The organism is Saccharothrix isguenensis, from assembly GCF_052936305.1.
This window is the reverse complement of the sequence record NZ_CP193626.1, coordinates 7,764,991-7,789,053: the sequence shown is the minus strand read 5'-3', so window position 1 is coordinate 7,789,053 and position 24,063 is coordinate 7,764,991. Positions and strand designations below refer to the sequence as shown.

At 71.9% G+C, this 24,063-nt stretch carries 28 protein-coding genes; 18 read left to right on the top strand and 10 right to left on the bottom strand.

The annotated features are described in order from the left end of the window. From ACRAKI_RS35305 to ACRAKI_RS35285, 5 genes are all read left to right on the top strand, one after another. A complete protein-coding gene (locus tag ACRAKI_RS35305) occupies window positions 1-768 on the top strand; it encodes an ESX secretion-associated protein EspG (RefSeq protein WP_447004790.1) in 768 nt (255 codons plus the stop codon). Window positions 769-946: 178 nt separating this feature from the next. Then, the gene (locus ACRAKI_RS35300; protein ID WP_447004789.1) at window positions 947-1,567 is read left to right on the top strand and encodes an ESX secretion-associated protein EspG; all 621 of its coding nucleotides are present in this window, start codon (window positions 947-949) and stop codon (window positions 1,565-1,567) included. 10 nt (window positions 1,568-1,577) lie between these two features. Further along, window positions 1,578-2,744: a pyridoxal phosphate-dependent aminotransferase gene (locus ACRAKI_RS35295; protein ID WP_447004788.1), complete on the top strand. Its 1,167-nt coding sequence runs from the start codon at window positions 1,578-1,580 to the stop codon at window positions 2,742-2,744. A 66-nt stretch (window positions 2,745-2,810) separates the two neighbouring features. Further along, window positions 2,811-2,984 carry a hypothetical protein gene (locus ACRAKI_RS35290; protein ID WP_447004787.1) on the top strand — a complete coding sequence of 58 codons (174 nt, stop codon included), beginning with the start codon at window positions 2,811-2,813 and terminating at the stop codon, window positions 2,982-2,984. A 70-nt stretch (window positions 2,985-3,054) separates the two neighbouring features. Further along, entirely contained in the window at window positions 3,055-3,795 is a 741-nt protein-coding gene (locus tag ACRAKI_RS35285) for a potassium channel family protein (protein WP_447004786.1), read from the top strand. A 15-nt stretch (window positions 3,796-3,810) separates the two neighbouring features. Here ACRAKI_RS35285 and ACRAKI_RS35280 read toward each other — a convergent pair whose 3' ends face one another. Beyond that, complete coding sequence (locus tag ACRAKI_RS35280; RefSeq protein ID WP_447004785.1) at window positions 3,811-4,830, bottom strand: threonine aldolase family protein; 1,020 nt, start codon at window positions 4,828-4,830, stop codon at window positions 3,811-3,813. Window positions 4,831-4,983: 153 nt separating this feature from the next. Between ACRAKI_RS35280 and ACRAKI_RS35275 the strand changes: the two genes are divergently transcribed. The 7 genes from ACRAKI_RS35275 to purB all read left to right on the top strand — a co-directional run bounded on the left by ACRAKI_RS35275 (window position 4,984) and on the right by purB (window position 10,232). Further along, entirely contained in the window at window positions 4,984-5,502 is a 519-nt protein-coding gene (locus tag ACRAKI_RS35275; RefSeq protein ID WP_447004784.1) for a SigE family RNA polymerase sigma factor, read from the top strand. 14 nt (window positions 5,503-5,516) lie between these two features. Further along, on the top strand, window positions 5,517-6,269 hold the full coding sequence (locus ACRAKI_RS35270) for a hypothetical protein (protein WP_447004783.1): 753 nt from the start codon (window positions 5,517-5,519) through the stop codon (window positions 6,267-6,269). An 89-nt stretch (window positions 6,270-6,358) separates the two neighbouring features. Then, complete coding sequence (locus tag ACRAKI_RS35265) at window positions 6,359-6,682, top strand: DMT family transporter (RefSeq protein WP_447004782.1); 324 nt, start codon at window positions 6,359-6,361, stop codon at window positions 6,680-6,682. A gap of 13 nt (window positions 6,683-6,695) precedes the next feature. Beyond that, window positions 6,696-7,280, top strand: a complete 585-nt coding sequence (locus tag ACRAKI_RS35260; RefSeq protein ID WP_447004781.1) for a TetR/AcrR family transcriptional regulator — start codon at window positions 6,696-6,698, stop codon at window positions 7,278-7,280. 45 nt (window positions 7,281-7,325) lie between these two features. Beyond that, complete coding sequence (locus tag ACRAKI_RS35255) at window positions 7,326-7,853, top strand: RNA polymerase sigma factor (protein WP_447004780.1); 528 nt, start codon at window positions 7,326-7,328, stop codon at window positions 7,851-7,853. 76 nt (window positions 7,854-7,929) lie between these two features. Continuing rightward, complete coding sequence (locus tag ACRAKI_RS35250) at window positions 7,930-8,751, top strand: hypothetical protein (protein ID WP_447004779.1); 822 nt, start codon at window positions 7,930-7,932, stop codon at window positions 8,749-8,751. 47 nt (window positions 8,752-8,798) lie between these two features. Then, window positions 8,799-10,232 carry an adenylosuccinate lyase gene (gene purB, locus ACRAKI_RS35245; RefSeq protein WP_447004778.1) on the top strand — a complete coding sequence of 478 codons (1,434 nt, stop codon included), beginning with the start codon at window positions 8,799-8,801 and terminating at the stop codon, window positions 10,230-10,232. A gap of 4 nt (window positions 10,233-10,236) precedes the next feature. On the opposite strand, the gene ACRAKI_RS35240 is transcribed toward purB, so the two are convergent. From ACRAKI_RS35240 to ACRAKI_RS35225, 4 genes are all read right to left on the bottom strand, one after another. Continuing rightward, window positions 10,237-10,683, bottom strand: a complete 447-nt coding sequence (locus ACRAKI_RS35240; protein WP_447004777.1) for a hypothetical protein — start codon at window positions 10,681-10,683, stop codon at window positions 10,237-10,239. An 89-nt stretch (window positions 10,684-10,772) separates the two neighbouring features. After that, window positions 10,773-11,522 (bottom strand): amino acid ABC transporter ATP-binding protein, encoded by a 750-nt coding sequence (locus ACRAKI_RS35235; protein ID WP_447004776.1) that lies wholly within the window; start codon window positions 11,520-11,522, stop codon window positions 10,773-10,775. Beyond that, window positions 11,519-12,349: an amino acid ABC transporter permease gene (locus ACRAKI_RS35230; protein WP_447004775.1), complete on the bottom strand. Its 831-nt coding sequence runs from the start codon at window positions 12,347-12,349 to the stop codon at window positions 11,519-11,521. The genes ACRAKI_RS35235 and ACRAKI_RS35230 overlap by 4 nt, the downstream gene beginning before the upstream one ends. Continuing rightward, on the bottom strand, window positions 12,346-13,197 hold the full coding sequence (locus ACRAKI_RS35225) for an ABC transporter substrate-binding protein (protein ID WP_447004774.1): 852 nt from the start codon (window positions 13,195-13,197) through the stop codon (window positions 12,346-12,348). The genes ACRAKI_RS35230 and ACRAKI_RS35225 overlap by 4 nt, the downstream gene beginning before the upstream one ends. 63 nt (window positions 13,198-13,260) lie before the next feature. Between ACRAKI_RS35225 and ACRAKI_RS35220 the strand changes: the two genes are divergently transcribed. Both ACRAKI_RS35220 and ACRAKI_RS35215 read left to right on the top strand, forming a co-directional pair. Next, window positions 13,261-14,166, top strand: a complete 906-nt coding sequence (locus ACRAKI_RS35220; RefSeq protein ID WP_447004773.1) for a phosphoribosylaminoimidazolesuccinocarboxamide synthase — start codon at window positions 13,261-13,263, stop codon at window positions 14,164-14,166. A 73-nt stretch (window positions 14,167-14,239) separates the two neighbouring features. Further along, the gene (locus tag ACRAKI_RS35215; protein WP_447004772.1) at window positions 14,240-14,959 is read left to right on the top strand and encodes a DUF2334 domain-containing protein; all 720 of its coding nucleotides are present in this window, start codon (window positions 14,240-14,242) and stop codon (window positions 14,957-14,959) included. Here ACRAKI_RS35215 and ACRAKI_RS35210 read toward each other — a convergent pair. Beyond that, entirely contained in the window at window positions 14,881-15,492 is a 612-nt protein-coding gene (locus tag ACRAKI_RS35210; protein WP_447004771.1) for an MBL fold metallo-hydrolase, read from the bottom strand. The genes ACRAKI_RS35215 and ACRAKI_RS35210 overlap by 79 nt on opposite strands. A gap of 51 nt (window positions 15,493-15,543) precedes the next feature. Then, window positions 15,544-16,515, bottom strand: coding sequence for an NAD-dependent epimerase/dehydratase family protein (locus ACRAKI_RS35205; RefSeq protein ID WP_447004770.1), 972 nt, complete (start codon window positions 16,513-16,515; stop codon window positions 15,544-15,546). Window positions 16,516-16,759: 244 nt separating this feature from the next. Here ACRAKI_RS35205 and purS point away from each other — a divergent pair, with 244 nt between their 5' ends. From purS to purL, 3 genes are read left to right on the top strand one after another with little or no spacing between them, the layout of a single operon-like run. Next, on the top strand, window positions 16,760-16,999 hold the full coding sequence (purS, locus tag ACRAKI_RS35200) for a phosphoribosylformylglycinamidine synthase subunit PurS (RefSeq protein ID WP_033428368.1): 240 nt from the start codon (window positions 16,760-16,762) through the stop codon (window positions 16,997-16,999). Beyond that, complete coding sequence (purQ, locus tag ACRAKI_RS35195; RefSeq protein ID WP_447004769.1) at window positions 16,996-17,667, top strand: phosphoribosylformylglycinamidine synthase subunit PurQ; 672 nt, start codon at window positions 16,996-16,998, stop codon at window positions 17,665-17,667. The genes purS and purQ overlap by 4 nt, the downstream gene beginning before the upstream one ends. Continuing rightward, window positions 17,664-19,925, top strand: a complete 2,262-nt coding sequence (gene purL / locus ACRAKI_RS35190) for a phosphoribosylformylglycinamidine synthase subunit PurL (RefSeq protein WP_447004768.1) — start codon at window positions 17,664-17,666, stop codon at window positions 19,923-19,925. Before purQ ends, purL begins: the two co-directional genes overlap by 4 nt. A gap of 53 nt (window positions 19,926-19,978) precedes the next feature. Here purL and ACRAKI_RS35185 read toward each other — a convergent pair whose 3' ends face one another. Both ACRAKI_RS35185 and ACRAKI_RS35180 read right to left on the bottom strand, forming a co-directional pair. Next, window positions 19,979-20,773, bottom strand: coding sequence for a lysozyme (locus ACRAKI_RS35185; protein WP_447004767.1), 795 nt, complete (start codon window positions 20,771-20,773; stop codon window positions 19,979-19,981). A gap of 491 nt (window positions 20,774-21,264) precedes the next feature. Next, window positions 21,265-22,110 (bottom strand): aldo/keto reductase, encoded by an 846-nt coding sequence (locus ACRAKI_RS35180; RefSeq protein WP_447004766.1) that lies wholly within the window; start codon window positions 22,108-22,110, stop codon window positions 21,265-21,267. 137 nt (window positions 22,111-22,247) lie between these two features. On the opposite strand from ACRAKI_RS35180, the gene ACRAKI_RS35175 reads away from it, so the two are divergent. Continuing rightward, window positions 22,248-23,132, top strand: a complete 885-nt coding sequence (locus tag ACRAKI_RS35175) for a LysR family transcriptional regulator (RefSeq protein WP_447004765.1) — start codon at window positions 22,248-22,250, stop codon at window positions 23,130-23,132. Here the strand turns inward: ACRAKI_RS35175 and ACRAKI_RS35170 are convergent. Further along, window positions 23,076-24,062, bottom strand: a complete 987-nt coding sequence (locus tag ACRAKI_RS35170) for a pentapeptide repeat-containing protein (protein WP_447004764.1) — start codon at window positions 24,060-24,062, stop codon at window positions 23,076-23,078. The two genes, ACRAKI_RS35175 and ACRAKI_RS35170, sit on opposite strands and share 57 nt — an antisense overlap. Between the last annotated feature and the right edge of the window lies 1 nt (window position 24,063).

Genomic DNA, 24,063 nt, shown 5'->3' with positions numbered 1-24,063 from the left:
GTGAGCGGCACGGTTGTCCTGTCCACGCTGGAGTTCGACGTCGCGTGGGAAGGCGAACGCCTTGCCCGCCGCAACGTCGCGCTCGACGTGCCGAGCCCGGGTACGACGCACACCCAGCGGGGCGTGCTGGTCGACCAGGCCTGGCACTCCCTGGCCGCGCGCGGCTTGGCGGAGAACCGGCGGCTGACGCCCGAGTTGGCCGACGCGTTCGCGCTGCTGGCCAACCCGCAGCTGTCGATCGACCTCTGGATCTGGGTCGACCGCCGCAAGATCAAGGGTCTTGCGGCGGCGGCCGGTGACGAGGGCATGCTCGCGGTGGTGGACGGCGACGAGGTGTGGTTGATCGAGTCGCGGGCCGGCGCGCTGGCCGAGGCGGCGGTGTCCGTGGCCGGTGACATGCCCGCCGGGTACGGGCGGTCCATCAGCCTGCCGAACGACCTGCTGCGCACGGCGTCCGACGAGGCCGGGCGGGACGCGGAGAAGCTGGTCCTCGCGTTGGAGCGGCACGGGCTGCCGTTGCACGAGGCGCAGGAGCTGGCGGCCATGTGCGACGGGATGAGCACGCGCGGCCAGTTCGGCGCCGAACGTGCCCAACGCGGCGGGCCGCCCGTGCGCGCCGGTCGGGTCGTCGCGTGGCACGACACCCCGTCCGGTCGCTACCTGCACCAGGTCCGGCCCAGTTCGGACGGTCGCAGTTGGAGCACCATCACCCCGATCGACAACGCCCGGCTGGCCGGCTGCGTGTGGGAGCTGTTGCAAGAAGTCTGAGCACCCGTTGGATCCCGGTGGATGCGGAACCCGTGCGTCCTGCAGTACGTCGGTTCCGTTGCGGGACTGGGGGGCCGGAGCAATGCCCGCTGTCATCCGGGAGTGACGTCTGGTGACCACAGCGATCCTCAGCGCTACTGCGTTCCGCACCGACTGAGAACACCTGGACCTCGGTGCCATGCCGATCGTCCTGCACGTCCAGGACGATCCGGCGCCGTGGAGCCACCTGACCGCACCGGGACTGGCCCGCGGCGGTGAACTGGACCCGTGGCTGGGCGCCGCGTTCAAGCTCATCGCCTACCCGCCGCGCTCGGCCGACCTGCGGCTGGGCATCGGCAGATCGGCGGTACGGGCACTGGCCGTCCCCACTGGCACCGCGTCGCCTGGCACCGCGTCGTCCGGCACCGCGTCGTTCGGCACGGCCTCCACCGGCACCGGGTCGCTGCCGGCCGTGCTCACCCGGGACGTCCTCACCGTGCGCGAGGTGGACGTCGACCTCGCCACCGCGCTGGTCGGCCTGTTGCCATGCCTGCCGGACGGCAGGGTCGGCGCACCCGACCTCCGCGGTCAGTTCGGCGCCGCCGCGATCGACCGGAGCGTGCGGCGGACACGGGCGGCGGACGTGGTCGACTTCCACGGCCCCACCGATGCCGACGTGCTGCGGGCGAGGGTCGCCGCGCTGCTCGACCAACTCCGTTCGGACCAGGGCTCGATCGGCTCCGCTGGACCTCGGTCGACTGCTCCTGCCAGGGGAGGCGACGGGAACGGGGCGGCGGTCGGGCCGGCCCGGGTCTACTAGCCTGACCTGCATGCTGAGTGTCGCCGGGCGGGCGGATGTGCCTCCTTTCCACGTCATGGAGGTGTTGTCCGCCGCGGCGCGGCGGCAGCGGACGGTGGGGGACGTGGTGTCGCTGGCGGCCGGTCAGCCGTCGAGCCCCGCGCCCGCGCCCGTGCTGGAGGCCGCCCAGCGCGCCCTGCGCGAGCAGACCCTCGGGTACACCGAGCAGCTCGGGATCGTGGAGCTGCGCGAAGCCCTGGCCGGCCACTACTTCCGGCAGTACGGGCTGGACGTCTCGGCTGACGACGTCGTGGTGACGACCGGCTCCTCCGGGGCGTTCCTGCTGGCGTTCCTCGCTTCCTTCGAGGCCGGCGCCCGGGTCGCGCTGGCCCGACCCGGCTACCCGGCCTACCGCAACATCCTGCGGGCGTTGGGGTGTGAGGTGGTCGAACTGCCCTGCGGGCCGGAGACGCGCTTCCAGCCCACCGTGGCCATGCTGGACGACGTCGTGCGCGACACCGGGCCGCTCGACGGCCTGGTGGTGGCCAGCCCCGCCAACCCGACGGGCACGGTGCTGGCGCCGGACGAGCTGGCGGGCTTGGCGGGCTGGTGCACCGGGCACGGGGTCCGGCTGGTCAGCGACGAGATCTACCACGGCATCAGCTACGGCACGGCCCTCGCCTGCGCCTGGGAGACCTCCCGGGACGCCATCGTGGTCAACTCCTTCTCCAAGACCTTCGCCATGACCGGTTGGCGGTTGGGGTGGATGGTGCTGCCCGCCGACCTGCGCCGGGCGGTCGACCGGTTGACGGGCAACTTCACGCTCTGCCCGCCCGCGCTGGCCCAGCACGCGGCCGTCGCGGCGTTCGAGCCGGAGTCGTACGCGCAGACCGAGCGCCTGGTCGAGGGGTACCGCCTCAACCGCGACGTGCTGCTCAAAGGGCTGGCCGACCTCGGTATCGCCGAGGTCGCCCCCGCCGACGGCGCCTTCTACGCCTACGCCGACGTCTCGCACCTCACCGACGACTCGATGGACTTCTGCCGCCGCCTGCTGGACGACACCGGGGTCGCGATCGTGCCCGGCATCGACTTCGACCCGGTGCGCGGGCACGAGTACATCCGGATGTCCTTCGCGGGCGCGGCCCACGACATCGAGGAGGCGTTGCGGCGGCTGGGGCCTTGGTTGTCGTCATCATGACGACAGTTGTACCCGTGATCGGCGGCCGGTGGGGAACTGATCGCGGCGCCCACTCGTTCGGATGGCATGGTGCGCATAATCCTGTGGCTGCTCGCGGCGTGGCTCGTGATCACCGTGCTCGGTGCCGTCATCGAAGGTCTCTTCTGGCTCGCCGTAGTCGGTGGCGTGCTGTTCCTCGGCACCGCCGCGTACGGCGCGATCAAGAGCGGCAAGCGCCCGAAGGGCATCAAGGGGCGCTGACAAGGCCTGGCCAGGTGGGGATCCGCACCCCGAGGTGGTAAATCGCCGACCTGGGCCGCACCATGGGTCGGTGCTCGAGACCGATGACCGCCGACTCGCCCGATGGGAGCAGCGCGCCGAGTGGCCGCTGACCGCTCTCGCCGTCCTCTTCCTGCTCGCCTACGGCTGGCAGGTGCTCGACAACCGCGCGACCGCCGGCCTGCACGAGGTGCTCGAGGTCGTCCTCTGGCTGGTCTGGCTGGTGTTCGCGCTGGACTACGCCATCCGCCTGAAGCTCGCCGTGAACAAGCGGAAGTTCCTCGTCACCCACTGGTTCGACCTGCTCGCGGTGCTGTTGCCGATGGTCCGGCAGCTGCGGGTGCTGCGGCTGATCAGCGTGCTCAAGGTGCTGAACCGCCGGATCGCGGGCAACTTCCGGCGACGCGTCGGCATCTACGCCGGGGGCATCACCTTCCTGGTGGGACTGTGCTCCTCACTGGCCGTGCTGGACGCGGAACGCCGCCACCCGGACGCCACCATCACCACCTTCGGTGACGCCACGTGGTGGACGCTCACCACGATCTCCACCGTCGGTTACGGCGACCGCTACCCGGTCACCTGGGAGGGCCGCCTGGTGGCGGCCCTGCTGATGATCGGCGGCATCGCCCTGCTGGGTGTCATCACCGGCACGATCGCGTCCTGGCTGGTCGAGCGGATGAGCGGCGTGGAGGAGTCGGTGAACGACGCCGAGCAGGCCACGCTGGCCGAACTCCGCCTGGTCCGCTCGGAGCTGGCGGAGCTGCGCGAGGAACTGCGCGCGGCGAAGACCTGACGCCCGGAACGGGGTTCAGCTCGCCGACCCGATCCGCCGCAACGCCTCCGCCACGTCCTCCGCTTGGACGTCGCGGTGCAGCACGAACCGCACCTTGCCCGCCATCGGCCCGGCGAACACGCCAAGGTGCCGCAGCCCGGTCAACGTCACCTCCAGGTCCGGCACGCCGGCCAGCACGATGTTCGTCTCCGGCGGGTCCACCTGCCAGCCCAGCTCCGCCAGCCCGTGCGCCAGCGTGCGGGCGTTCGCGTGGTCCTGCGCCAGGTCGTCGATCCGGTCCAGCCCGACCAGGCCCGCGGCGGCCAGCACGCCGCCCTGCCGGACGCCGCCGCCGAGCATCTTGCGCACCCGCCGCGCCTCCGCCACGAACGACGAGGACCCGGCCACCACCGACCCGACCGGCGCTCCGAGCCCCTTGGACAGGCACACCTGCACCGTGTCCACCCCGACCGTCAACGCCGCGGGGGGCAGGCCCAACGCCACGGCCGCGTTCCAGAGCCGGGCGCCGTCCAGGTGCACCCGGAGCCCGGTCTCCCGCGCCGCCGACACCAGCAGGGCGTGCTCATCCGGCTGCGTCACCGACCCGCCGGACGCGTTGTGGGTGTTCTCGAGGCACAAGAGCGTCGTGCGCAGCGTGTAGTACGGCCCGGAGCTGCCCGCCGCCGCGCGCACCGCGTCGGAAGACGCACGGCCCGGCCCCGCGTCGCAGTCCAGCGGGTGCGGCATGCCGCCCGCGATCCACGCGGCCGTGCCGAGCTCGTTGTCGAGCACGTGCGCCCCGCGCGGCGCCAGGAACCGGTCGCCGGGGCGCAGGTGCACGGTCAACGCGATCAGGTTGCCCATCGATCCCGACGGCACCCACAACGCCGCGTCCACGCCCAGCAGGTCCGCGACCCGCTCTTCGAGCAGCTTCATGGTCGGGTCGTGGTCGAGCACGTCGTCGGCGACTTCGGCGGCGGACATGGCGAGTCTCATGGCTTCGTCCGGCCGGGTGACGGTGTCGGAGCGGAAGTCGAGCGGCGAGTGCTGGGTCACGAATGGATCACATCACACCCGGCAAGCCCTGACCCAGTCGTGCCGGCGGTACCACGATGGGGGGTGACCCAAGTCTCCGGGAACCGGCGTGCAACCGTGAGCGCCATTGGTTCCGTCCGGTAAGTGCAAGCACGACGAGCGGAGAGAGTCCGCGTGGATCAGCGCGACGAGCAGGAGTTCGCGGAGTACTTCGTGGCTCGCCGGGAGGCCGTGCGCCGAACGGCGTTCCTGCTCTGTGGTGACTGGCACCGGGCGGACGACCTCGCGCAGACCGCGTTCGTCGCGTTGCACCGCAGGTGGCGCAAGGTCCGGGACAAGCAGGCCCTGGACGCCTACGTCCGCCGGACCCTGGTGCGCGCGGTGATCGACGAGTCGCGGCGGCCGTGGCGGCGGGAGCGCTTCGTGGACGAGGTCCCGGAGACGCCCTCGGGCGACGGCGAGATCGGGGACTCGGTGGCGACGCGCGAGGCCCTGGTCGCCGGTTTGCGGCGGGTGCCGCCACGCCAGCGGGCGGTGCTCGTGCTCAGGTTCCTGGAGGGCCTGGACGTCGCGGCGGCGGCCGAGGCGTTGGGGTGCTCCGAGGGCACGGTGAAGAGCCAGACCTCACGGGGACTGGAAGCCCTGCGCGAGGCGCTGGGCGACACGATCGAAGACTTGCGGCCGGCGTCGTGAGCAGGAGGAGGTAGGTGGACGAGCAGAAGCTCACGGAGCTGTTCCGCGACGCGGCCAGTGACGCGCCGCCCCCGTCCTTCGACGTGGACGGCGTGCGGTCGGCGTCGGCGCGGGCGACCGCGCGGCGGCGGTCGGCGATCGCGCTCGGCTCCACCATGGCCCTCGTGCTGGTGCTCGGCGGCGTCGTCGTCACGACGAACCTGGCCGGGTCGGACTCGGCCGGGGACACCGCTGCGGCCTCCTACCAGGACGCCTCGTCCCCCGGCGGTTCCTCGTTCACCGCCGCGGAACCGGAAATGGCGCCGAAGGACGCGTCACCCGAGCGCAGCGGTGGAATACCGCCCAAGAGCATCCCCGAAGACCCGTCTACGCAGGGGGACGAGCCATCGGGGAGTGCCGACCCGCGGGTCGGCAGCACCCAACGCGGGTGCGTTGAGGTGGACCGGGAGCTCGCCGTCGCCCTCGCCGACGAGCTCTCGGTCGCCAACGCCGCGCAGGCGGCGCCGGCGGCGGCCGACTGCCCGGTCGGCGCGCGCGGAGCGAGCTTCCTGGTGCGGGACGGCGCCGTGTACGGCACGGTGTCGGTGGTGGTCGCGCCGCTCGGCACGATGTCGCCGGTGCCGGACGGCACGTCGTCGTACGCCGGCGTGAAGACGGCCGGCGGCGAGGAGCTGCACCTGCTCAGCCAGTCGGCCGAGGGTTCGTCGGACGAGCCGTTCGCGGACCGGCTGCAGGTGGTGGCGCAACGGCTGGCGGCGCGGTTCTGAGGCGTCCGGAGTCGCGGATCACCCCCCTGTTCTGGTACGTGTGTACCACTATGTTGGTACGCTTGTGCCGGATTGGGGAGGTGGTCCACGTGGCGTGGGTCGTGCTCATCGTGTCCGGCGTGTTCGAGGCCGGGTGGGCGGTCTCGCTGAAGCTGTCGGACGGCTTCAGCAAGTTGTGGTGGTCGGTGTCGTTCGGCGTCTTCGCGTTGATCAGCTTCGCCGGCCTGGCGTGGGCGATGAAGCAGCTGCCCGCCGGACCGGCGTACGCGGTGTGGACCGGGATCGGCGCGGCGCTCACCGCCGTGATCGGCATGCTGTGGCTCGGCGACGGCGTCAGCACGCTCAAGCTGGTCTCGATCGGCCTCATCGTCAGCGGCGTCATCGGCCTGAACCTGGCCGGCGGCACGCACTAGTACCTTCCCTGCAATGACAGCCGCAACGCCGAAGGGCGAACGCCGGCGCCAAGCGCTGGTCGAAGCCGCCGCCGGCCTCCTGGTCGACGGCGGCTTCGACGCGATCCGGCACCGTGCCGTCGCCGAGCGCGCGAGCCTGCCGCTGGCCTCCACCACGTACTACTTCGACTCGCTGGACGAGCTGGTCACGGCCGCGCTGGAGTTCCAGGGCAACGAGGAGCTGGCCTACGGCAAGGCCCGGCTCGACGAGCTGGAGCCGAGCGAGTGCGGCGGTGACGCGTTCATCGAACTCGTGCTGGACCTGCTGCTCGGACCGACCGGCGACGGTGACGCGGAAGCCGTGCTGCTGCGGTACGAACGCCTGGTCGCCACCGGGCGGCGGCCCTACCTGCGGCCGTTGATGCGCAAGCTGTCCGGCGAGCTGCACTCCCTGCTGTTCGACATCTTCGCGCGGGCGGGCCGGCCGGTCAGCCGCGAACGCGTCGAGGAGCTGATCGCGCTGGTCGACGGCGCCGTGGTGAACGCGCTCATCGAGATCAGCCCGGACCCGAGGGCCGCCGCGCGGCGCATGCTCAGGAAGTCGATGCAACCCCGCTGACCTCCAACCGCGTTTGAAGGGGTGGAGGGCGCGGAAGGGGATCGCATGCGCAAGGCCGACGAGCAGGGCTTCCGTGAGTTCGCGGTGGGCCATGCCGCATCGTTGCGGCGCACGGCGTACCTGTTCTGCGGCGACTGGCACATGGCCGAGGACCTGATGCAGGCCAGCCTGCTCAAGCTCTACCAGGCGTGGCACCGGATCGAGTGGCAGGAGAACGCCTTCGGGTACGCCCGCAAGGTGCTGCTGCGCACCTGGTTGGACGAGAAGCGCAGACCGTGGCGGCGGGCGGAGCAGCGCGACGGCGAGGTGCCGGACGTCGCCGACTCGGCCGCCGACCCGGAACGCTCGGGTGAGCGGCTGTGGGCGCGCGACCTGGTGCACGCGGCGTTGTTGCGCGTGCCGCCGCGCCAGCGGGCCGTGCTCGTGCTGAGGTACTTCGAGGACCTGCCGGTGAGCGACGTCGCGGTGGCGATGGGGTGCACCGAGGGCACGGTCAAGAGCCAGACGTCGCGCGGGCTGGTGGCACTGCGGGCGGCGGTCGAGCAACTGGAGCGAGGGGTGGTGGTGGCCTGATGAGCGAGCCGGCGAGCGGATCACCCGACGCGGTGGGTCTCGACCTTGCCCCTCCGAGCCGCGGCGAGGTGTGCGCATGAGCGAAGCGGACCTGCGGGAAGGGCTGCGGGCGGCGGTCGGCGACGAGCCGCCGTTGCACTTCGACCCGGACGAGCTGATCCGGCGAGCCGAGCGCGCGCGCAGGCGTCGCGCGCTGGTGGCGGTGGCGTTGGCGACGCTCGTCCTCACCGGGACGGCGCTGTCCCTGCCGGGTGTGCTCGACCAGCGGCCGGGGAACGACGCGGCGCGGGGGCCGGTGTTGACGATCACGTCCTCGCCGGCTCCGTCCGAGGTGCCGTCACCGCCGCCGCCGTCGCTGCTGTCGCCGTCGGGCCCTGTCCGGACGACGCGGCCGGCTTCGACCGCGCCGGCGCCCGGCTTGATCGTGCCGGAGGGCACCGCGAAGCGGCTTGAGGAGTACCTGGCCGGGCGGTTCACCGAGGTCGTCCAGGGGGTGGACGTCATGGAGGTCGACTTCACCAGGGCGTACAAGCAGGACCGGGACGGGTACCTCACCGGCGTTGTGCGCTTCATGGACCGCGTGGCCCCCACCGCGGTCGTCGTGCAGCTCAGCACGCCGGCGGTGCGGCCGACCCGTGAGGAGTTCTGCGCCGAGGTCGAGTGCGGCAAGCCCTTGCCGCAGGTGGACGGCGGTCACGTGGAGACCGCCACGGTCACCGGTCCGGAGCCGGAGGCGACGACCCGGACGGTGGCGCACTTCCGCGCCGACGGGTCGGTGGTGCTGGTCAGCGGCTACAACCACGACCCGACCACGAGCGCCTACGCGCGGCCCGAGGTGGCGGTGACCCTGGACCAGCTGGTGCGGCTCGCCGTGGACCCGATGCTGACCGTGCGGTGACGCTCCCCGGCGTCCGCCCCGCCGCCGGCGCGAAATATGCTGGTCACGTGACGGTCAAGCCCCGCATCGCCAATGTCCTCGCCGGTCGCTACGCCTCCACCGAGCTGGCCACGCTGTGGTCCGCCGAGCACAAGATCGTGCTGGAGCGGCAGCTGTGGCTCGCGGTCCTGCGGGCGCAGGCCGACCTCGGCATCGACGTGCCGGCGGAGGCCGTCGCCGACTACGAGCGGGTGGTCGGGCAGGTCGACCTGGCGTCCATCGCCGAGCGCGAGCGGGTCACCCGGCACGACGTGAAGGCGCGCATCGAGGAGTTCAACGCGCTGGCCGGGCACGAGCACGTGCACAAGGGCATGACCTCGCGCGACCTCACCGAGAACGTCGAGCAGTTGCAGGTCCTGCGGTCCCTGGAGCACGTGCGCGGCAAGACGGCCGCCGTGCTCGCCCGCCTCGCGAGCCGTGCCGCCGAGCACACCGACCTCGTCATGGCCGGCCGCTCCCACAACGTCGCCGCCCAGGCCACCACGCTCGGCAAGCGCTTCGCGTCCGCCGCGGACGAGGTGCTGGTCGCGTTCCAGCGGCTGGACGAGCTGATCGCCCGCTACCCGCTGCGCGGCATCAAGGGCCCGGTCGGCACCGCCCAGGACATGCTCGACCTGCTCGGCGGCGACCGCGACAAGCTGGTGGAGCTGGAGCGGACCGTCGCGGGCCACCTCGGCTTCGAGAAGGTGCTGACCAGCGTCGGCCAGGTGTACCCCCGGTCGCTGGACTTCGACGTGGTCTCGGCCCTGGTGCAGCTGGCCGCGGGTCCGTCGTCGCTGGCCAAGACGATCCGGCTGATGGCGGGCCACGAGCTCGTCACCGAGGGCTTCAAGGCGGGACAGGTCGGCTCCAGCGCGATGCCGCACAAGATGAACACCCGGTCGTGCGAGCGGGTGAACGGGTTCGCGGTGATCCTGCGCGGCTACCTGTCCATGGTCGGCGAGCTGTCGGGAGACCAGTGGAACGAGGGCGACGTCTCGTGCTCGGTGGTGCGCCGGGTCGCGCTGCCGGACGCGTTCTTCGCGTTCGACGGGCTGCTGGAGACGTTCCTCACGGTGCTGGACGAGTTCGGCGCGTACCCGGCGGTCGTCGCCCGTGAACTGGACCGCTACCTGCCGTTCCTGGCCACCACGAAGGTGCTGATGGGCGCGGTCCGGGCGGGTGTGGGTCGGGAGACGGCGCACGAGGCCATCAAGGAGCACGCGGTCGCGGTGGCGCTGGCCATGCGCGAGCGGGGCCTGGCCGAGAACGACCTGCTGGACCGGCTCGCCGCCGACGACCGCCTGCCGCTGGACCGCGCGGCCCTCGACGCGCTGCTGGCCGACCGGCTGTCGTTCACCGGCGTGGCGGAGCACCAGGTCGCGGACGTGGTGCGGCAGGTCGAGGACGTGGTGGCGAAGTACCCCGCCGCCGCCGGCTACGCCCCCGAGCCGATCCTCTGACCCGCTAGTCCCGGTCCCAGACCAGCCGGCCCCGGCGGGTCTGCTTGCACACCAGCTCGCGGCCTGCCGGGTCCACGGCCTTCGCGCCCTGCTCGTCGCACGGGAAGCCCTGCAGCGCCACCTCGTCGTACCGGGGCCGGGTCGTGGTCGGCGGCTCCGCCGGGGGCTCGGGCGGCGGCTGGACCTGCACCGGAGGTGGCGGCGGTGGAGGCGGTGGCTCCGTCGTCGCGTCCACGGTCGGCGGCAGCGCGGTGGTGGTGGTCGTCGGCCGCACCGAGATGTCGGCCACCGCCGGGATCGAGGTCGGCGTCGCGGACGCGGAACTGGAGGTCGTCGGGATCACGACCGGCTCCGGGTTCGCCGACGGCTTGCCGCACGCGCCGGTGAGCAGCAGCAGTAGCAGCCCGCCGCTCACCGCGACGGGTGCCACGAATGCCTTCCGATGGACCACGGCAAGGAGAGTAAGGGCACTCGCCCGATACCCCAAGCGGCGCTCCTCCGGCGGCGTGGGGTCCGGCCCCGCGACCGCGCGCGCTCAGGTCAGAGACGGCCCGCGTCGATGATCCGCCGGAGGAACTGCCGGGTGCGCGCGTGCACCGGTTCGCCGAGCACCTGCTCGGGCGGCCCGGACTCAACCAGCCGACCGCCGTCGAGGAACACCACCCGGTCCGCCACCTGCCGCGCGAACCCCATCTCGTGGGTCGCCATCAAGATCGTCCGGCCGGCCACCGCCAGCTCCCGGACCAGCGCCAGCACCTCGCCGACCAGCTCCGGGTCCAACGCGCTGGTGATCTCGTCCAGCAGCAGCAGCCGGGGCGTGTAGGCCAGCGCCCTGGCGATCGCCACCCGCTGCTGCTGCCCGCCGGACAACTGCTCGGGGTAGCTGCCAGCCCGCTCCGCGAGCCCGACCCGTTCGAGCAGGTCACGGGCGTTCTGCTCGGCCTGGTCGCGCGGCACGCCGTGCACCACGCGCGGCGCGAGGGTGATGTTGTCCAGCACGCTCATGTGCGGGAACAGGTTGAACGCCTGGAACACGATGCCCATGCCGCGCCGGGCCACGTCGGCGTCCACCCGGGGGTCGGACACGTCCACGCCGTCGAGCAGCACCTGGCCGTCGTCCAACTCCTCCAGCAGGTTCACGCACCGCAGCAGGGTCGACTTGCCCGACCCCGACGACCCGATCACCGTGACGACCTCGTGCTCGTGCACGTCCAGGGTGATCCCGTCCAGCACGGTGGTGGTCCCGTAGCGCTTGACCACCTCGCGCACGCTCAGCACCGGTTCGGTCATCGGCCCCCCTCACGACGTCGAGCCCGCCGGCCCACGGCGTCGGCCAACCGCGCCGTGGGCACCGCGAGCAGCACGAACAGCAGCGCGGCCACCACGTACGGGGTGAAGTTGTACGCCCGCGCCTGCTCGATCTGCGCGGCCCGCACCGCGTCCACCGCGCCGAGCACCGAGATCAGCCCGCAGTCCTTCTGCAGCGCGACGAAGTCGTTCAGCAAGGCCGGCATCACCCGCCGCACGGCCTGCGGCAGCACCACCAGCCGCAACGTCTTGCGCGGGCTGAGCCCGAGCGATCGCGCCGCCGCGATCTGCGAGGGGTGGATCGACTCGATCCCGGCGCGGAACACCTCCGCCACGTACGCGGTGTACGTGAGCACCAGCGCGACCCCGCCGAGCACGACGAAGTCGTTCGGCACGCCGGTCAGCCGCAGCGCGGGCAGGCCGAACCCCACCAGGTACAGCAGGATGATCAACGGCAGGCCGCGGAACAGGTCCACGTACACCGTGGCCAGCGCGCGCAGCGGGAACCACACCGGGTTGCGCAGGGTGCGCAGCGTCGCCACGCCCAGCGCGAGGACCAGGATCACCGCGCCGCAGACCACCAGCACGCGCAGGTTCAGCCAGAGCCCTTCGAGGATCGCGGGCAGCGACCGCCACGCGATCTCGGCGTTGAAGAACGACTCCCGCACCCGCGGCCACCCCGGCGCGCCGGTGACGGTGGTCGCGGCGACGACGGCGAACACGACGGTCGACACCAGGGCGACCAGGGTGGACCGCCGCGAGCGGGAGCGCTTGTAGGCCAAGCGCTCCCGCTGCAGCTCGCTCGTCACTTCAGCTCGGGGGCGGTGCCCGCGGACGACAGCCATTCCTCTTCGATCTTGGCCAGCGTGCCGTCCGCACGCAGGTTCTCCACCGCCGTCGACACGCACGCCGTGAGCGGGCTGCCCTTGTCGAGCACGATGCCGAACTGCTCGGGCTTGCCGTCGCCGCGCGGGATCTGGCCGACGATCACGCCGTCCTCCAGCTCGGCGGACGTGATGTAGAACGCCGTCGGCAGGTCCACCACCAGCGCGTCGATCTGCCCGGCGCGCAGCGCGGCCTTGGCGTCCTCGTTGGTGTTGTAGACCGCCACGTCCTCCTCCGGCTGGAGGCGCAGCGCGGCTTCGTAGCTGGTGGTGCCCACCTGCGCGCCGATCTTGACCGACTTCAGTTCCGCCAGCGTCTTCACCGAGGCGGCCTTGGCCGACTCCAGCGTGATCACGACCTGGTCCACGTCGTAGTACGGCGCGGAGAAGTCGACGGCCTGCTTGCGCTCCTCGGTGATGGAGAACTCGTTCAGGTCCATGTCGTACGTCTTCTTGCCCGGCTGGATGGCGGCGAGGAACGGCACCCGCGTCCACACCACGTCGGTCTTCGCGTAGCCCAGTTCCTCGGCCAGCGCGTAGGCGACGGCCGACTCGAAGCCCTTGCCGTTGGTCGGGTCGTCGTCCACGAACCACGGCTCGTACACCGGCTGGTCCGTGCCGAAGGTGATCTTGCCCGGGGTGAGTGTGGCGAGCTTGTCCTTCGTGCAGTCCACGCCGTCCACCTGGTTGGTCGGGGACGGCGTCTGATCCGCGGGGGCGCAGGCGACCGCGAGGGCGGCGATCGCGGCGAGTATGAGTCCGGGTGCACGCATGGCAGGAATCTTGCCGCAGGAGGGAAGGGGTACCCACGTGATGGGACAAGTACCCTTCGGACCGTGCCCAAGCTCGCTGACTACCGGCAGGTCGCCGCAGGCAAGGTCCGTCAGATCCACGAGGTGGACGACGAGCTGCTGCTGTTCGTGGCGTCCGACCGGATCTCCGCCTTCGACCACGTGCTGACCACGGAGATCCCCGACAAGGGTCGGGTGCTCACCGCGATGAGCGTGTTCTGGTTCGAGAAGTTCGCGGACCTGGTGCCCAACCACCTGGTCGCGTGGGACGACCCGCGCATCCCCGCCGAGGTGCGCGGCCGGGCGCTGCTGGTCCGGCGGCTGGAGATGGTCCAGGTGGAGTGCGTGGCGCGCGGCTACCTGACCGGGTCGGGGATGGCCGAGTACCGGCAGACCGGGTCGGTGTGCGGCATCGACCTGCCGGCGGGGCTGGTCGAGGCGTCCGAGCTGACCCCGCCGATCTTCACCCCGGCGACCAAGGCCGAGCTGGGCTCGCACGACGAGAACGTGTCGTACGCGCACGTCGAGGCGGCCGTGGGGGCTTCCCTGGCCGCCCGCCTGCGCGACGTCACGCTGGAGGTCTACGGCGCGGGGCGGGAGTACGCCCGGTCGCGCGGCGTGGTCCTGGCCGACACGAAGTTCGAGTTCGGGCTGGACCGGTCCGGGGCGCTGGTGCTCGGCGACGAGGTGCTGACGCCGGACTCGTCGCGGTACTGGCCCGCGGACGCGTACGAGCCGGGGCGCGTCCAGCCGTCGTTCGACAAGCAGTACGTGCGCGACTGGCTCACCTCGGACGACTCCGGCTGGGACCGCGCGTCCGACACCCCGCCGCCACCGCTGCCGGACGACGTGGTCGCCGCCACCAGGTCCCGGTACGTCGAGGCGTACGAGCGGATCACCGGCCGTTCGTTCGCGGAGTGGCCCAGCCCGGAAGGGTCCGGCCCGGCATAAGTTCGCCGGTTCCGCATCGGCCGGCCACCTGGTTTTAGAGCGGGCGACACGCCGGTGCGGCGCACTGGTCGGCATGGTCGCCGACCTCGTGGTTTCGCTGTCCGGCATCGGGCCGAGCACGCTCGCCCGGTGCGCCGACCTGGCCGACGAACTGGACCGGCGGCGGGTGCCGTTGTCGCTGCTCCTCGCGCCGCGCAAGGCCGTGCCCGGTGATGCGCTGACGTGGGTGCGCACCCGCGTGGCGGCGGGTGACGTGCTGGTCCTGCACGGTTTCGACCACCAGCCGGACCCGACCCGGCGCGCGGTGTCGTTGCGCCGGCGGGCCGAGTTCGCCGCGCTGCCCGCCCACGAAGCGGGCCTGCGCCTGGTCGCCGCGCGGGCCGCGTTGGAACGGCTGGGGCTGGCCACGAACCTGTTCGCACCGCCCGGTTGGCTGGCGTCACCCGGCACGGTGGCCGCGTTGCGCCGGCACCGGTTCACGGTGTGCGCCGACATGGCGGGCGTGCGGGACCTGCGCACCGGCGCGGACCAGCCCGGACGGGTGCGGATGGTCAGCGAGCACTGGAGCTACCTGCTCGGCGTGGGCCGGGCGGCCCGGCGTGGCGGGCTCGTGCGGATCGGGGTGGACGCCGCGTCGCTCGACCACATCGGGCAGCGCGAGGTGCTGCTGGAGGCCGTCGACCTGGCGCTGCACCACGGCGCGTCCCCGACGACCTACAGCTCGACCGCCTCACCCCGGGGCAGCACGACCACGTCCACGCCTTCCGGTGCGGTGGTGGTGAGGACGCGGTAGAAGACCTCGGTCTTCGCCAGGATCGCCTCGTGGATCGGCACCGCCTTGCGCGGGGCGACCTCGGCCAGGAAGTCCGCCGCGTCGGAGACCTTCATCCACGGCGCGGCGGTGGGCAGACCGAGGACGTCGATGCGCTGGTCGGGCACGGTCAGCGAGTCGCCGGGGTGGTAGAACGCGCCGTGGTCGACCAGGTAGCCGACGTTCAGCGGCAGCTCGACCTCCGGGTGGACGACCTCGTGCGGCGCGTCGACGACGGTCACGGCCGTGCCGTTGAAGTCGAGGGCGTCACCGGGCCTGACGATCTCCGCGCCTTCCAGGTCGAACGGGGCGACCAGCCGTGCGCGGGGGTTGGCCGCACGCAGGCCGGGCAGCTTCTCGGTGTCGACGTGGTCGTGGTGGTCGTGCGTGACCAGGATCGCGTCCAGCCCTTCGACCTGCTCGAAGCCCGTCGAGAACGTGCCGGGGTCGAACAGCAGCCGGGCCGCGCCGGTGTCGACCAGGAGACAGGAGTGTCCGAAGTGGATGATCAGCATGGCGGTGGACCTCCTCTTCGTTCCGCTCCACCCGGCGCGGCGGGCGGGCGCTCAGCCCACGGCCGCCAGGAGCGCGTCCTCCACGTCCGGCGCCAGCCCGGCGCGGCGGGTGCGGTCGGAGCCGAGTGCCCGTTCGTGCTCCAGCGCGTCCAGCGCCGTGTCGGCGGTGGGGCGGACCCGGAGGCCGGCGGCCAGTGCCGGAACCGCGTCGCGGAACATCATCGCGCGGTGGGTCGGCGGCAGCCACAGCGGCAGCGAGCGCGGCCCGACCCACGGCACGACGCCGTGCTGCTGGAGGACGGGCTCCGGGATGCGGACCAGCTCGGTGCCCTGCGGCGCCACCGCGCCCGCGATCTCGCCGAGGACCAGGGACAACGGGTTGGCCGGGCCGACTGCGTCGTAGGTGCCGGTGACCCGGCGCTCGGCGGCGTCCACGACCCAGGCGGCGAGGTCGCGCGCGTCGACGTGCTGGGCCGGCTGGTCGGGCGCGTCGGGAACGGCGACCCGGCCGCCCCGCGCGAGCCGGTTGGGCCAGTAGCCGAACCGGTCGCTCGGGTCGCCGGGGCCGGTGATGAGGCCGGCGCGGACGATGAAGGCGCGGTCGTCGAGCGCGTCGCGGACGGCGTTCTCGCCGGCCACTTTGATCGCGCCGTAGCGGTCGGGGGACATCGGCGCGTCGGCGTCGTCCTCCAGCGGGGCGAGGGTGGCCGTGCTGCCGGGGGTGGAGTGGTCGGCGTAGACCGAGCAGCTGGAGATGAACGTCCAGTGGTCGGCGGTGACCGATCTCAGCGCGTCGCGGACCCAGGTCACCGACATCTTGGCCACGTCCACGACCGCGTCGAAGTGCGAGCCCACCAGCGGGCCGAGCCCGGCGTCCCGGTCGACGGCGACGTGCGTCGCGCCCACGGGCACCCGCCCCGATTCCCCGCGCGCCGCGCAGACCACCTCGTGCCCGCGCCGCACCGCCTCGACAGCGGTCGCCTTGCTGAGGAAGACCGTGCCACCGAGCACCAGGATGCGCATGATCCCCACCCTGCGTCGCCCCCGTCCCGCCCGCTACCGCGTCCGCCGACAGCGAACGCCCGAATGCCGGCCCGGAGATGGCGCGAACACGGCCGCCGACCGTCCGGACGCGTGCCGTGCTCACTTCCATGATCGGGTGATTGGAGGTGAACGTGTGCTGCCCACCACCTGTGAAGATGATGAACACCCAGGTCAGGTAGGCTCTGCCAGTACCGCCAGCCCTCCTAGCTTGGAGCAGCCTGTCGTGGCCCGAGTCGTCGTCGACGTCATGCCGAAGCCCGAAATCCTCGACCCGCAAGGACAGGCGGTGGCCAACGCGCTGCCTCGTCTCGGGTTCGACGGAATCACCAGTGTCCGCCAGGGCAAGCACTTCGAGTTGGAGGTCGCCGACGACGTCGACGACGCCACACTCGCCAAGATCGCCGAGACCTTCCTCGCCAACCCGGTGATCGAGGACTGGGTCGTGAGGCGGGTAGAGGCATGAGGATCGGGGTCATCACGTTCCCCGGCACGCTGGACGACGTCGACGCGGCCCGTGCGGTCGAGTACGCGGGCGGGGAGGCGGTCAGGCTCTGGCACGCCGACCACGACCTGAAGAACGTCGACGCGGTCATCGTGCCCGGTGGGTTCTCCTACGGCGACTACCTGCGCTGCGGCGCGATCGCCCGGTTCGCCCCGGTCATGCAGGAAGTGGTCGACGCGGCGAAGAAGGGGATGCCGGTCCTCGGCATCTGCAACGGCTTCCAGATCCTGTGCGAGGCGCACCTGCTGCCCGGCGCGCTCATCCGCAACCACAAGCTGCACTTCATGTGCCGCGACCAGTGGCTGAAGGTCGAGAACAACGGCACCGCGTGGACGTCCCGCTACGACCGGGGCGCCGAGATCCTCGTCCCGCTCAAGTCCGGTGAGGGCGGCTACCAGGCCGACCGGTCCACCCTGGACGAGCTGGAGGGCGAGGGCCGGGTGGTGTTCCGCTACGTCGGCGAGAACCCGAACGGCTCGCGCAACGACATCGCGGGCATCACCAGCGCGAACGGCCGGGTGGTCGGCCTGATGCCGCACCCCGAGCACGCGATCGACGCGCTCACCGGCCCCACCGACGACGGGCTCGGCATGTTCCTGTCCCTGGTCGACTCGGTGGTGACGGCATGACCCTCGACACCGTCAAGAACGCGGAGAGCACGCCCGACCAGGAGCAGCCCTACAAGGAGCTGGGCCTGAAGGACGACGAGTACGCCCGCATCAAGGACATCCTGGGCCGCCGCCCCACGGACGCCGAGCTGGCCATGTACTCGGTGATGTGGAGCGAGCACTGCTCCTACAAGTCGTCCAAGGTGCACCTCAAGTACTTCAGCGACACCACGACCGACGAGATGCGCGAGAAGATGCTCGCGGGCATCGGCGAGAACGCGGGCGTGGTCGACATCGGCGACGGCTGGGCGATCACGTTCAAGGCCGAGAGCCACAACCACCCGTCCTACGTCGAGCCGTACCAGGGCGCGGCGACGGGCGTGGGCGGCATCGTGCGCGACATCCTGGCGATGGGCGCCCGCCCGCTGGCCGTGATGGACCCGCTGCGGTTCGGCCCGGCCGACGCGCCGGACACCCGCCGCGTGCTGCCGGGCATCGTGGCCGGCGTCGGCGGCTACGGCAACTGCCTCGGCCTGCCGAACATCGGCGGCGAGGTCGTGTTCGACGCGACGTACGCGGGCAACCCGCTGGTCAACGCCCTGTGCGTGGGCGCCATGCGGGTCGAGGACCTGCACCTGGCGCACGCCTCGGGCACCGGCAACAAGGTCGTCCTGTTCGGCGCGCGCACCGGCCTCGACGGCATCGGCGGCGTCTCCGTGCTGGCGAGCGAGACGTTCGACGACACCGCGGGCAAGCGCAAGAAGCTGCCCAGCGTGCAGGTCGGCGACCCGTTCACCGAGAAGGTCCTGATCGAGTGCTGCCTGGAGCTGTTCGCCGAGCGCATCGTGGTCGGCATCCAGGACCTGGGCGGCGCGGGCCTGGCGTGCGCGACGTCGGAGCTGGCCAGCGCCGGTGACGGCGGCATGCACGTCTACCTGGACCGGGTGCCGTTGCGCGCCACGGGCATGACGCCGGCGGAGATCCTGTCCAGCGAGTCGCAGGAGCGCATGTGCGCGGTCGTGCGGCCCGAGGACATGGACGCGTTCATGGCGGTCTGCGCGAAGTGGGACGTCATCGCCACCGAGATCGGCGAGGTCACCGAGGGCGACCGGCTGGTCATCACCTGGCACGACGAGGTCGTGCTGGACGTGCCGCCGCGCACCGTCGCGCACGAGGGCCCGGTGTACGACCGGCCGATCGAGCGCCCGGCCGACCAGGACGCGCTCCAGGCGGACACGCCGGACAGCCTGCCGAAGCCGTCGCGGGGCGAGCTGCTCGACCTGGTCAAGACGATGGCCGCGTCGCCGAACCTGGCGTCGAAGCGCTGGGTCACCCAGCAGTACGACCGGTACGTGCGCGGCGGCACGGTGCTGGCGCAGCCGTCCGACTCGGGCATGATCCGGATCGACGAATCGACCAACCGGGGCGTGGCGCTGTCCACGGACTGCAACGGCCGCTACACCAAGCTCGACCCGTACGCGGGCGCGCAGCTGGCGCTGGCCGAGGCGTACCGGAACGTGTCGACCACGGGCGCCACGCCGGTGGCCGTCACCAACTGCCTGAACTTCGGCTCGCCCGAGGACCCGGCGGTGATGTGGCAGTTCGAGCAGGCCGTGAAGGGCCTCGCGGACGGGTGCGTCGAGCTGGGCATCCCGGTGACCGGCGGCAACGTCAGCTTCTACAACCAGACCGGTGCCACGGCGATCCTGCCGACGCCGGTCGTGGGCGTCCTGGGCGTGATCGACGACGTCCGCCGCCGCACCCCGACCGGGGTCGGCGCGGAGGCCGGCGAGACGCTGCTGCTGCTCGGCGAGACGCGCGCGGAGTTCGGCGGCTCGGAGTGGGCGCACGTCGTGCACGGTCACCTCGGCGGTCTGCCGCCGAAGGTGGACCTGCGGCGGGAGAAGCTGCTGGGCGAGGTGCTGGTGGCGGGTTCGCGCGACGGCATGCTGTCCGCCGCGCACGACCTGTCCGACGGCGGCTTGGCGCAGGCGCTGGTGGAGACGTGCCTGATCGGCGAGGTCGGCGCCCGGGTCTTCCTGGAGGGCGACCTGTTCACCGAGCTGTTCAGCGAGTCGACGGCCCGCGTGCTGGTCGCCGTGCCGCGCACGGAAGAGCTGCGGTTCACCGACATGTGCACCGCGCGCGGCCTGCCGTGGCGCAAGGTCGGCGTGGTGGACCCGGAGTCCGACGCGCTGGAGATCCAGGAGCTGGGTTCGCTGCCGCTTCCCGAGCTGCGCGAGGCCTGGGAGGGCACCCTCCCCGCTCTGTTCGACTGACGACCGGAGCGGTCGGCCGGGGGTGCGGGGAATCCCCGGCCGACCACCGGTGATCAGCCGTTGGCCAGCGCCTGGAGGCGGTCGTAGGCGCCGTTGAACTGGTTCTGGTCGATCGGCGACGACGAGTACTGCCAGAACGTGTAGATCTGCCACGCGTACGGCAGCGTGCCGACGGTGGACGAGTAGCGCGCGATCCACAGCGGGTTGGTGGAGCTGAAGTCGCCGCTCACGCACTGGTTCCACCAGCTGGTGGACGTGTAGATGACGGGGTAGCGGCTGGTCCGGGCGTGGTAGCGGTCGCTGAACGACCGGATCCACGACGTCATGCCCGCCTTGGTCAGCCCGTAGCAGGTGGAGCCGTACGGGTTGTACTCCATGTCCAGCGCGCCGGGCAGGGTCTTCCCGTCACGGGACCAGCCGCCGCCGTTGTTGACGAAGAAGTCGGCCTGGGTCGCGCCGGCGGACCGGTCCGGCAGCGCGAAGTGGTAGGCGCCGCGGATCATGCCGACGTTGTAGGAACCGTTGTACTGCTGGGCGAAGTACGGGTTGCGGAACGTGGTGCTCTCGGTGGCCTTGACGTAGGCGAACCGCTTGCCCTGGTTCCAGTAGTAGGCCCAGTCGACGTTCCCCTGGTGCCCGCTGACGTCGATGCCGTACACGACGGCCTGTGCGCTCGGGTCGGTGTTGATGACGATCCGCTGGTCGCCGCGTCCTTCGTGCTTGGCGATCTGCGAACCCATGGCGTGGTCCTCGGCGACGGGCGCGGACCAGGCGGTGCCGGCCAAGCCGGGCAGTGCGAGACCGATGCTGGTCAGGAGGATGGTGGCGGAGCGTGCGAACTTCTTCATCGGTTACTCCTTGAGCCAGTGCAGGGTGTTGACTCGATCGGCAGTGTGCTGCACTTCTAACCAATCCGCCAAGCACTACGTGAATTGCTCACGAAAACGGAGCAACCACGATCAGCCCAGCGCCACCCTGCGCCCTGGCGCGTCGGCGTAACGCGCCGTCCGGCCACGCCTTCACCCGGTCGACGTCACCCTGATGGCGGCTGACGCCCCTATCGGGCACGGAGTCCCCGGCACGGGGCCGGAACCGTGAATCGCGGCCCCGGCCCCCGTGCTTCGCGATCTGCGGGCCCGCGCAGTGGTCCGCGGAACCCCCGGGCAGCGCTTCGGCGACGGATGCCCGTGTGATCGCCATCGTGATCGTGAACGCACCTGGTCGAGCGATCCAGGTGCGCGGAAGGGTGTGCGTCGCCATTGACGCCCCCATTCGGTCGGCGGTGCTGGTACGTCCGGTCTAGATCGTCGGACCATTCGCCCCGTTCCGCATCCGCTGGTCACCCGTCCAGACGCTTCAGCTCCTCCGCGGACAGCTCGAGGTGCACCGCGTCGGCCGAGTCGGCGATGCTCGCCGGCCGGGAAGAGCCGGGGATCGGCACGACCTGCGGCGCCTTGGCGAGCATCCACGCCAGGCACACCTGCTGCGGACTGACCCCGTGCGCCCGACCGACCTCGGCGAACGCGGTGAACCGCGCACCCAGCTCGCCGGCCGCGCTGATGCCGCCCAGCGGGCTCCACGGGAGGAACGCGATGTCCAGCTCGGCGCACAGCTCCAGCTCCGGCTCGCTGGACCGGAACGCGGGGGAGAACTGGTTCTGCACGCTCGCCAGCCGGCCGCCGAGGACCTCGTTCGCCTGCCGGATCTGCGCCGGGTCGAAGTTCGACACGCCCGCGAGCTTGATCTTGCCCGCGTCCAGCAGCTCGGCCAGCGCGCCGACCGACTCGGCGATCGGCACGGCCGGGTCCGGCCGGTGGAACTGGTAGAGGTCGATCGCGTCCACGCCCAGCCGGCGCAACGACGCGTCGCACGCCGCCTTCAGGTGCTCCGGGCGCCCGTTCACCTCCCAGCCGCCGCCGGACGTGCGGGTGTGGCCGCCCTTGGTGGCGACCATGACGCCGTCCACGCCCTTCAGCGCTTCGGCGATCAGCTCTTCGTTGTGCCCGAAGTCGCGGTCGTCGGCCGAGTACGCGTCGGCCGTGTCGATCAGGGTCACGCCCTTGTCGAGCGCGGTGCGGATCGTCTCGATCGAGCGGGCGCGGTCCGGACGGCCTTCGAGCGACATCGGCATCGCGCCCAGGCCGATGGCGCTGACCGCGACTCCGCCGATTCGACGAGTCAGCATGCTGAGTTACCTCCTGTGGTGGACGGCCGCTTGGTGGGTGGCCGCTGCGGGGGCCGCGGCACCACCAGCTTGGGCCGTACGCATTAAGCTGTCCAACAGAAGGACCTGATGCCATTCAGCAGTACGGGTGATGAATCGTGGAGCTCCGACAGCTTGAGTACTTCGTGGCCGTGGCCGAGGAGTGCCACTTCACCCGGGCGGCCAGGCGGATGCACGTCGCCCAGTCGGGGCTCTCCGCGTCGATCCGGGCACTGGAGGTCGAGCTGGGCGCGCCGCTGTTCGTGCGCAGCACCCGGCAGGTGGAGCTGACCCAGGCCGGACGGGCACTGCTGGTCGAGGCACGGCGCGCGCTGGGCACGATCGACGCGGCCCGTGACGCCGTCGCCGCCGTGCAGGGGCTGCTGCGCGGCACGCTGTCCGTCGGCAGCATCCAGTGCCTGCACGCCGTACACCTGCCCGCCGTGCTGGCCAGGTTCCACGAGCTGCACCCCGGCGTCGAGCTCTCGCTGCGCCAGGCCGGTTCGGGCGAGCTGGTCGACCTCGTCCGCGCCGGGCGGCTCGACCTCGCGTTCGTCACGTCCGGCCGCGCGGGGGACGACCTGAAGGTCACCACCCTGTCCAGCGAGCCGCTGGTGCTGGCGTGCGCGCCGGAGCTGCCGCTGGCCGGGCGCGAGTCGGTGCGGCTCGCCGAGCTGGCCGGTCAGCCGTTCGTGGACTTCAACCCCGACTGGGGCACCCGCGACGACGTGGACCGCGCGCTCGCGACCGCCGGGGTGGACCGCAAGCTCGCGGTCGAGGTCAACGACGTGCACTCGTTGCTGGACTTCGTCGGCTTCGGCCTCGGCGTCGCGCTGGTGCCCCGGTCGTTCGCCGGGAAGCAGACCCGCGCGGTGTTCGTGGACCTGGTCGACGCCCCGACGGCCGAGACCGCCGTGGTCACCGCGCCCACGGTGAGCGCCGCCGCGTCAGTCCTGCTGGACATGGTCGTCGAGGCGGGCCGGGGCCTGCCCGTCGCCGGTTAGCCGCCAGCCCTCCGGGTCGTTGCGGAACGCGGTGCCCGCCAGCACTTCGAGGTCGCCGACCTGCTCCCGCGGCGGCTCCGGCGTGACGTGCAGGAAGTTGCCCACCTTCGTGCCCCTGACGTCGAGCGTCGACTCGAACGCGGTGTCCTGGAACGAGATGCCGCCGTCGAACCTGCCGTCCCGGAAGTCCGCCCGGCCGTGGAACGTGGCGCCGGAGAACAGCGCGGGCTTGCTGAGCGCGACCTCGCGGAACGCCGTGATCCCGTAGAACTGGGCCCGCCGGGCGACGAGCCGGCCGAACCGGCGGCCCTCCAACCGCAAGTACGAGAGGCTCGCCGCGGTCAGGTCCAGGTGGTACTGGGTCTCGTCCGGGTCGCTGCCCCACGGCAGCAGGTCCGTGATGAGCCGTTGCGCGGTCATCCGGACGGTCATCTCCTGGTCTTCCTCGGGCTTGACGACGCCCTTCGTCCCGCCGGGATAGGCCTGGTCCGGGTCCTCGGGCTTCTGCCCGAACGACGGGTGGTCGAACGGCCGCCGCAGGTAGGCGCACAGCACGCTCAGCACCGTCTGCTTGTACCTCGGCGTGGTGCGGGCGAGCCCGGCCAGCACGTGCATCGCACCCACCCTGACCTGGTCGGCGTCGTGGCCCAGCAGCTCGACCGCACGGGCGAACCGCTCGTCGGCGACCTTCTCGCCCTCCAGCCCGAGCCGTTGCCCCTCCAACTCGTGCCGCGCCTCCTCGGTGCGCCGCCGCCGGTCGTTGAGCCACAGCGCGTACAGCGCGACGATCGCGCCACCGGCCAGCCCGCCGGTCTTGACCGCCTCCGCCTTGGGCTGCTTCGGGTCGACCGTGATCAGCACGGCGGTCGTCGCGATGGTGACCAGGATCGCGGCGAGCACGCTCGCCACCAACAACCAGCGTCCGCGCACG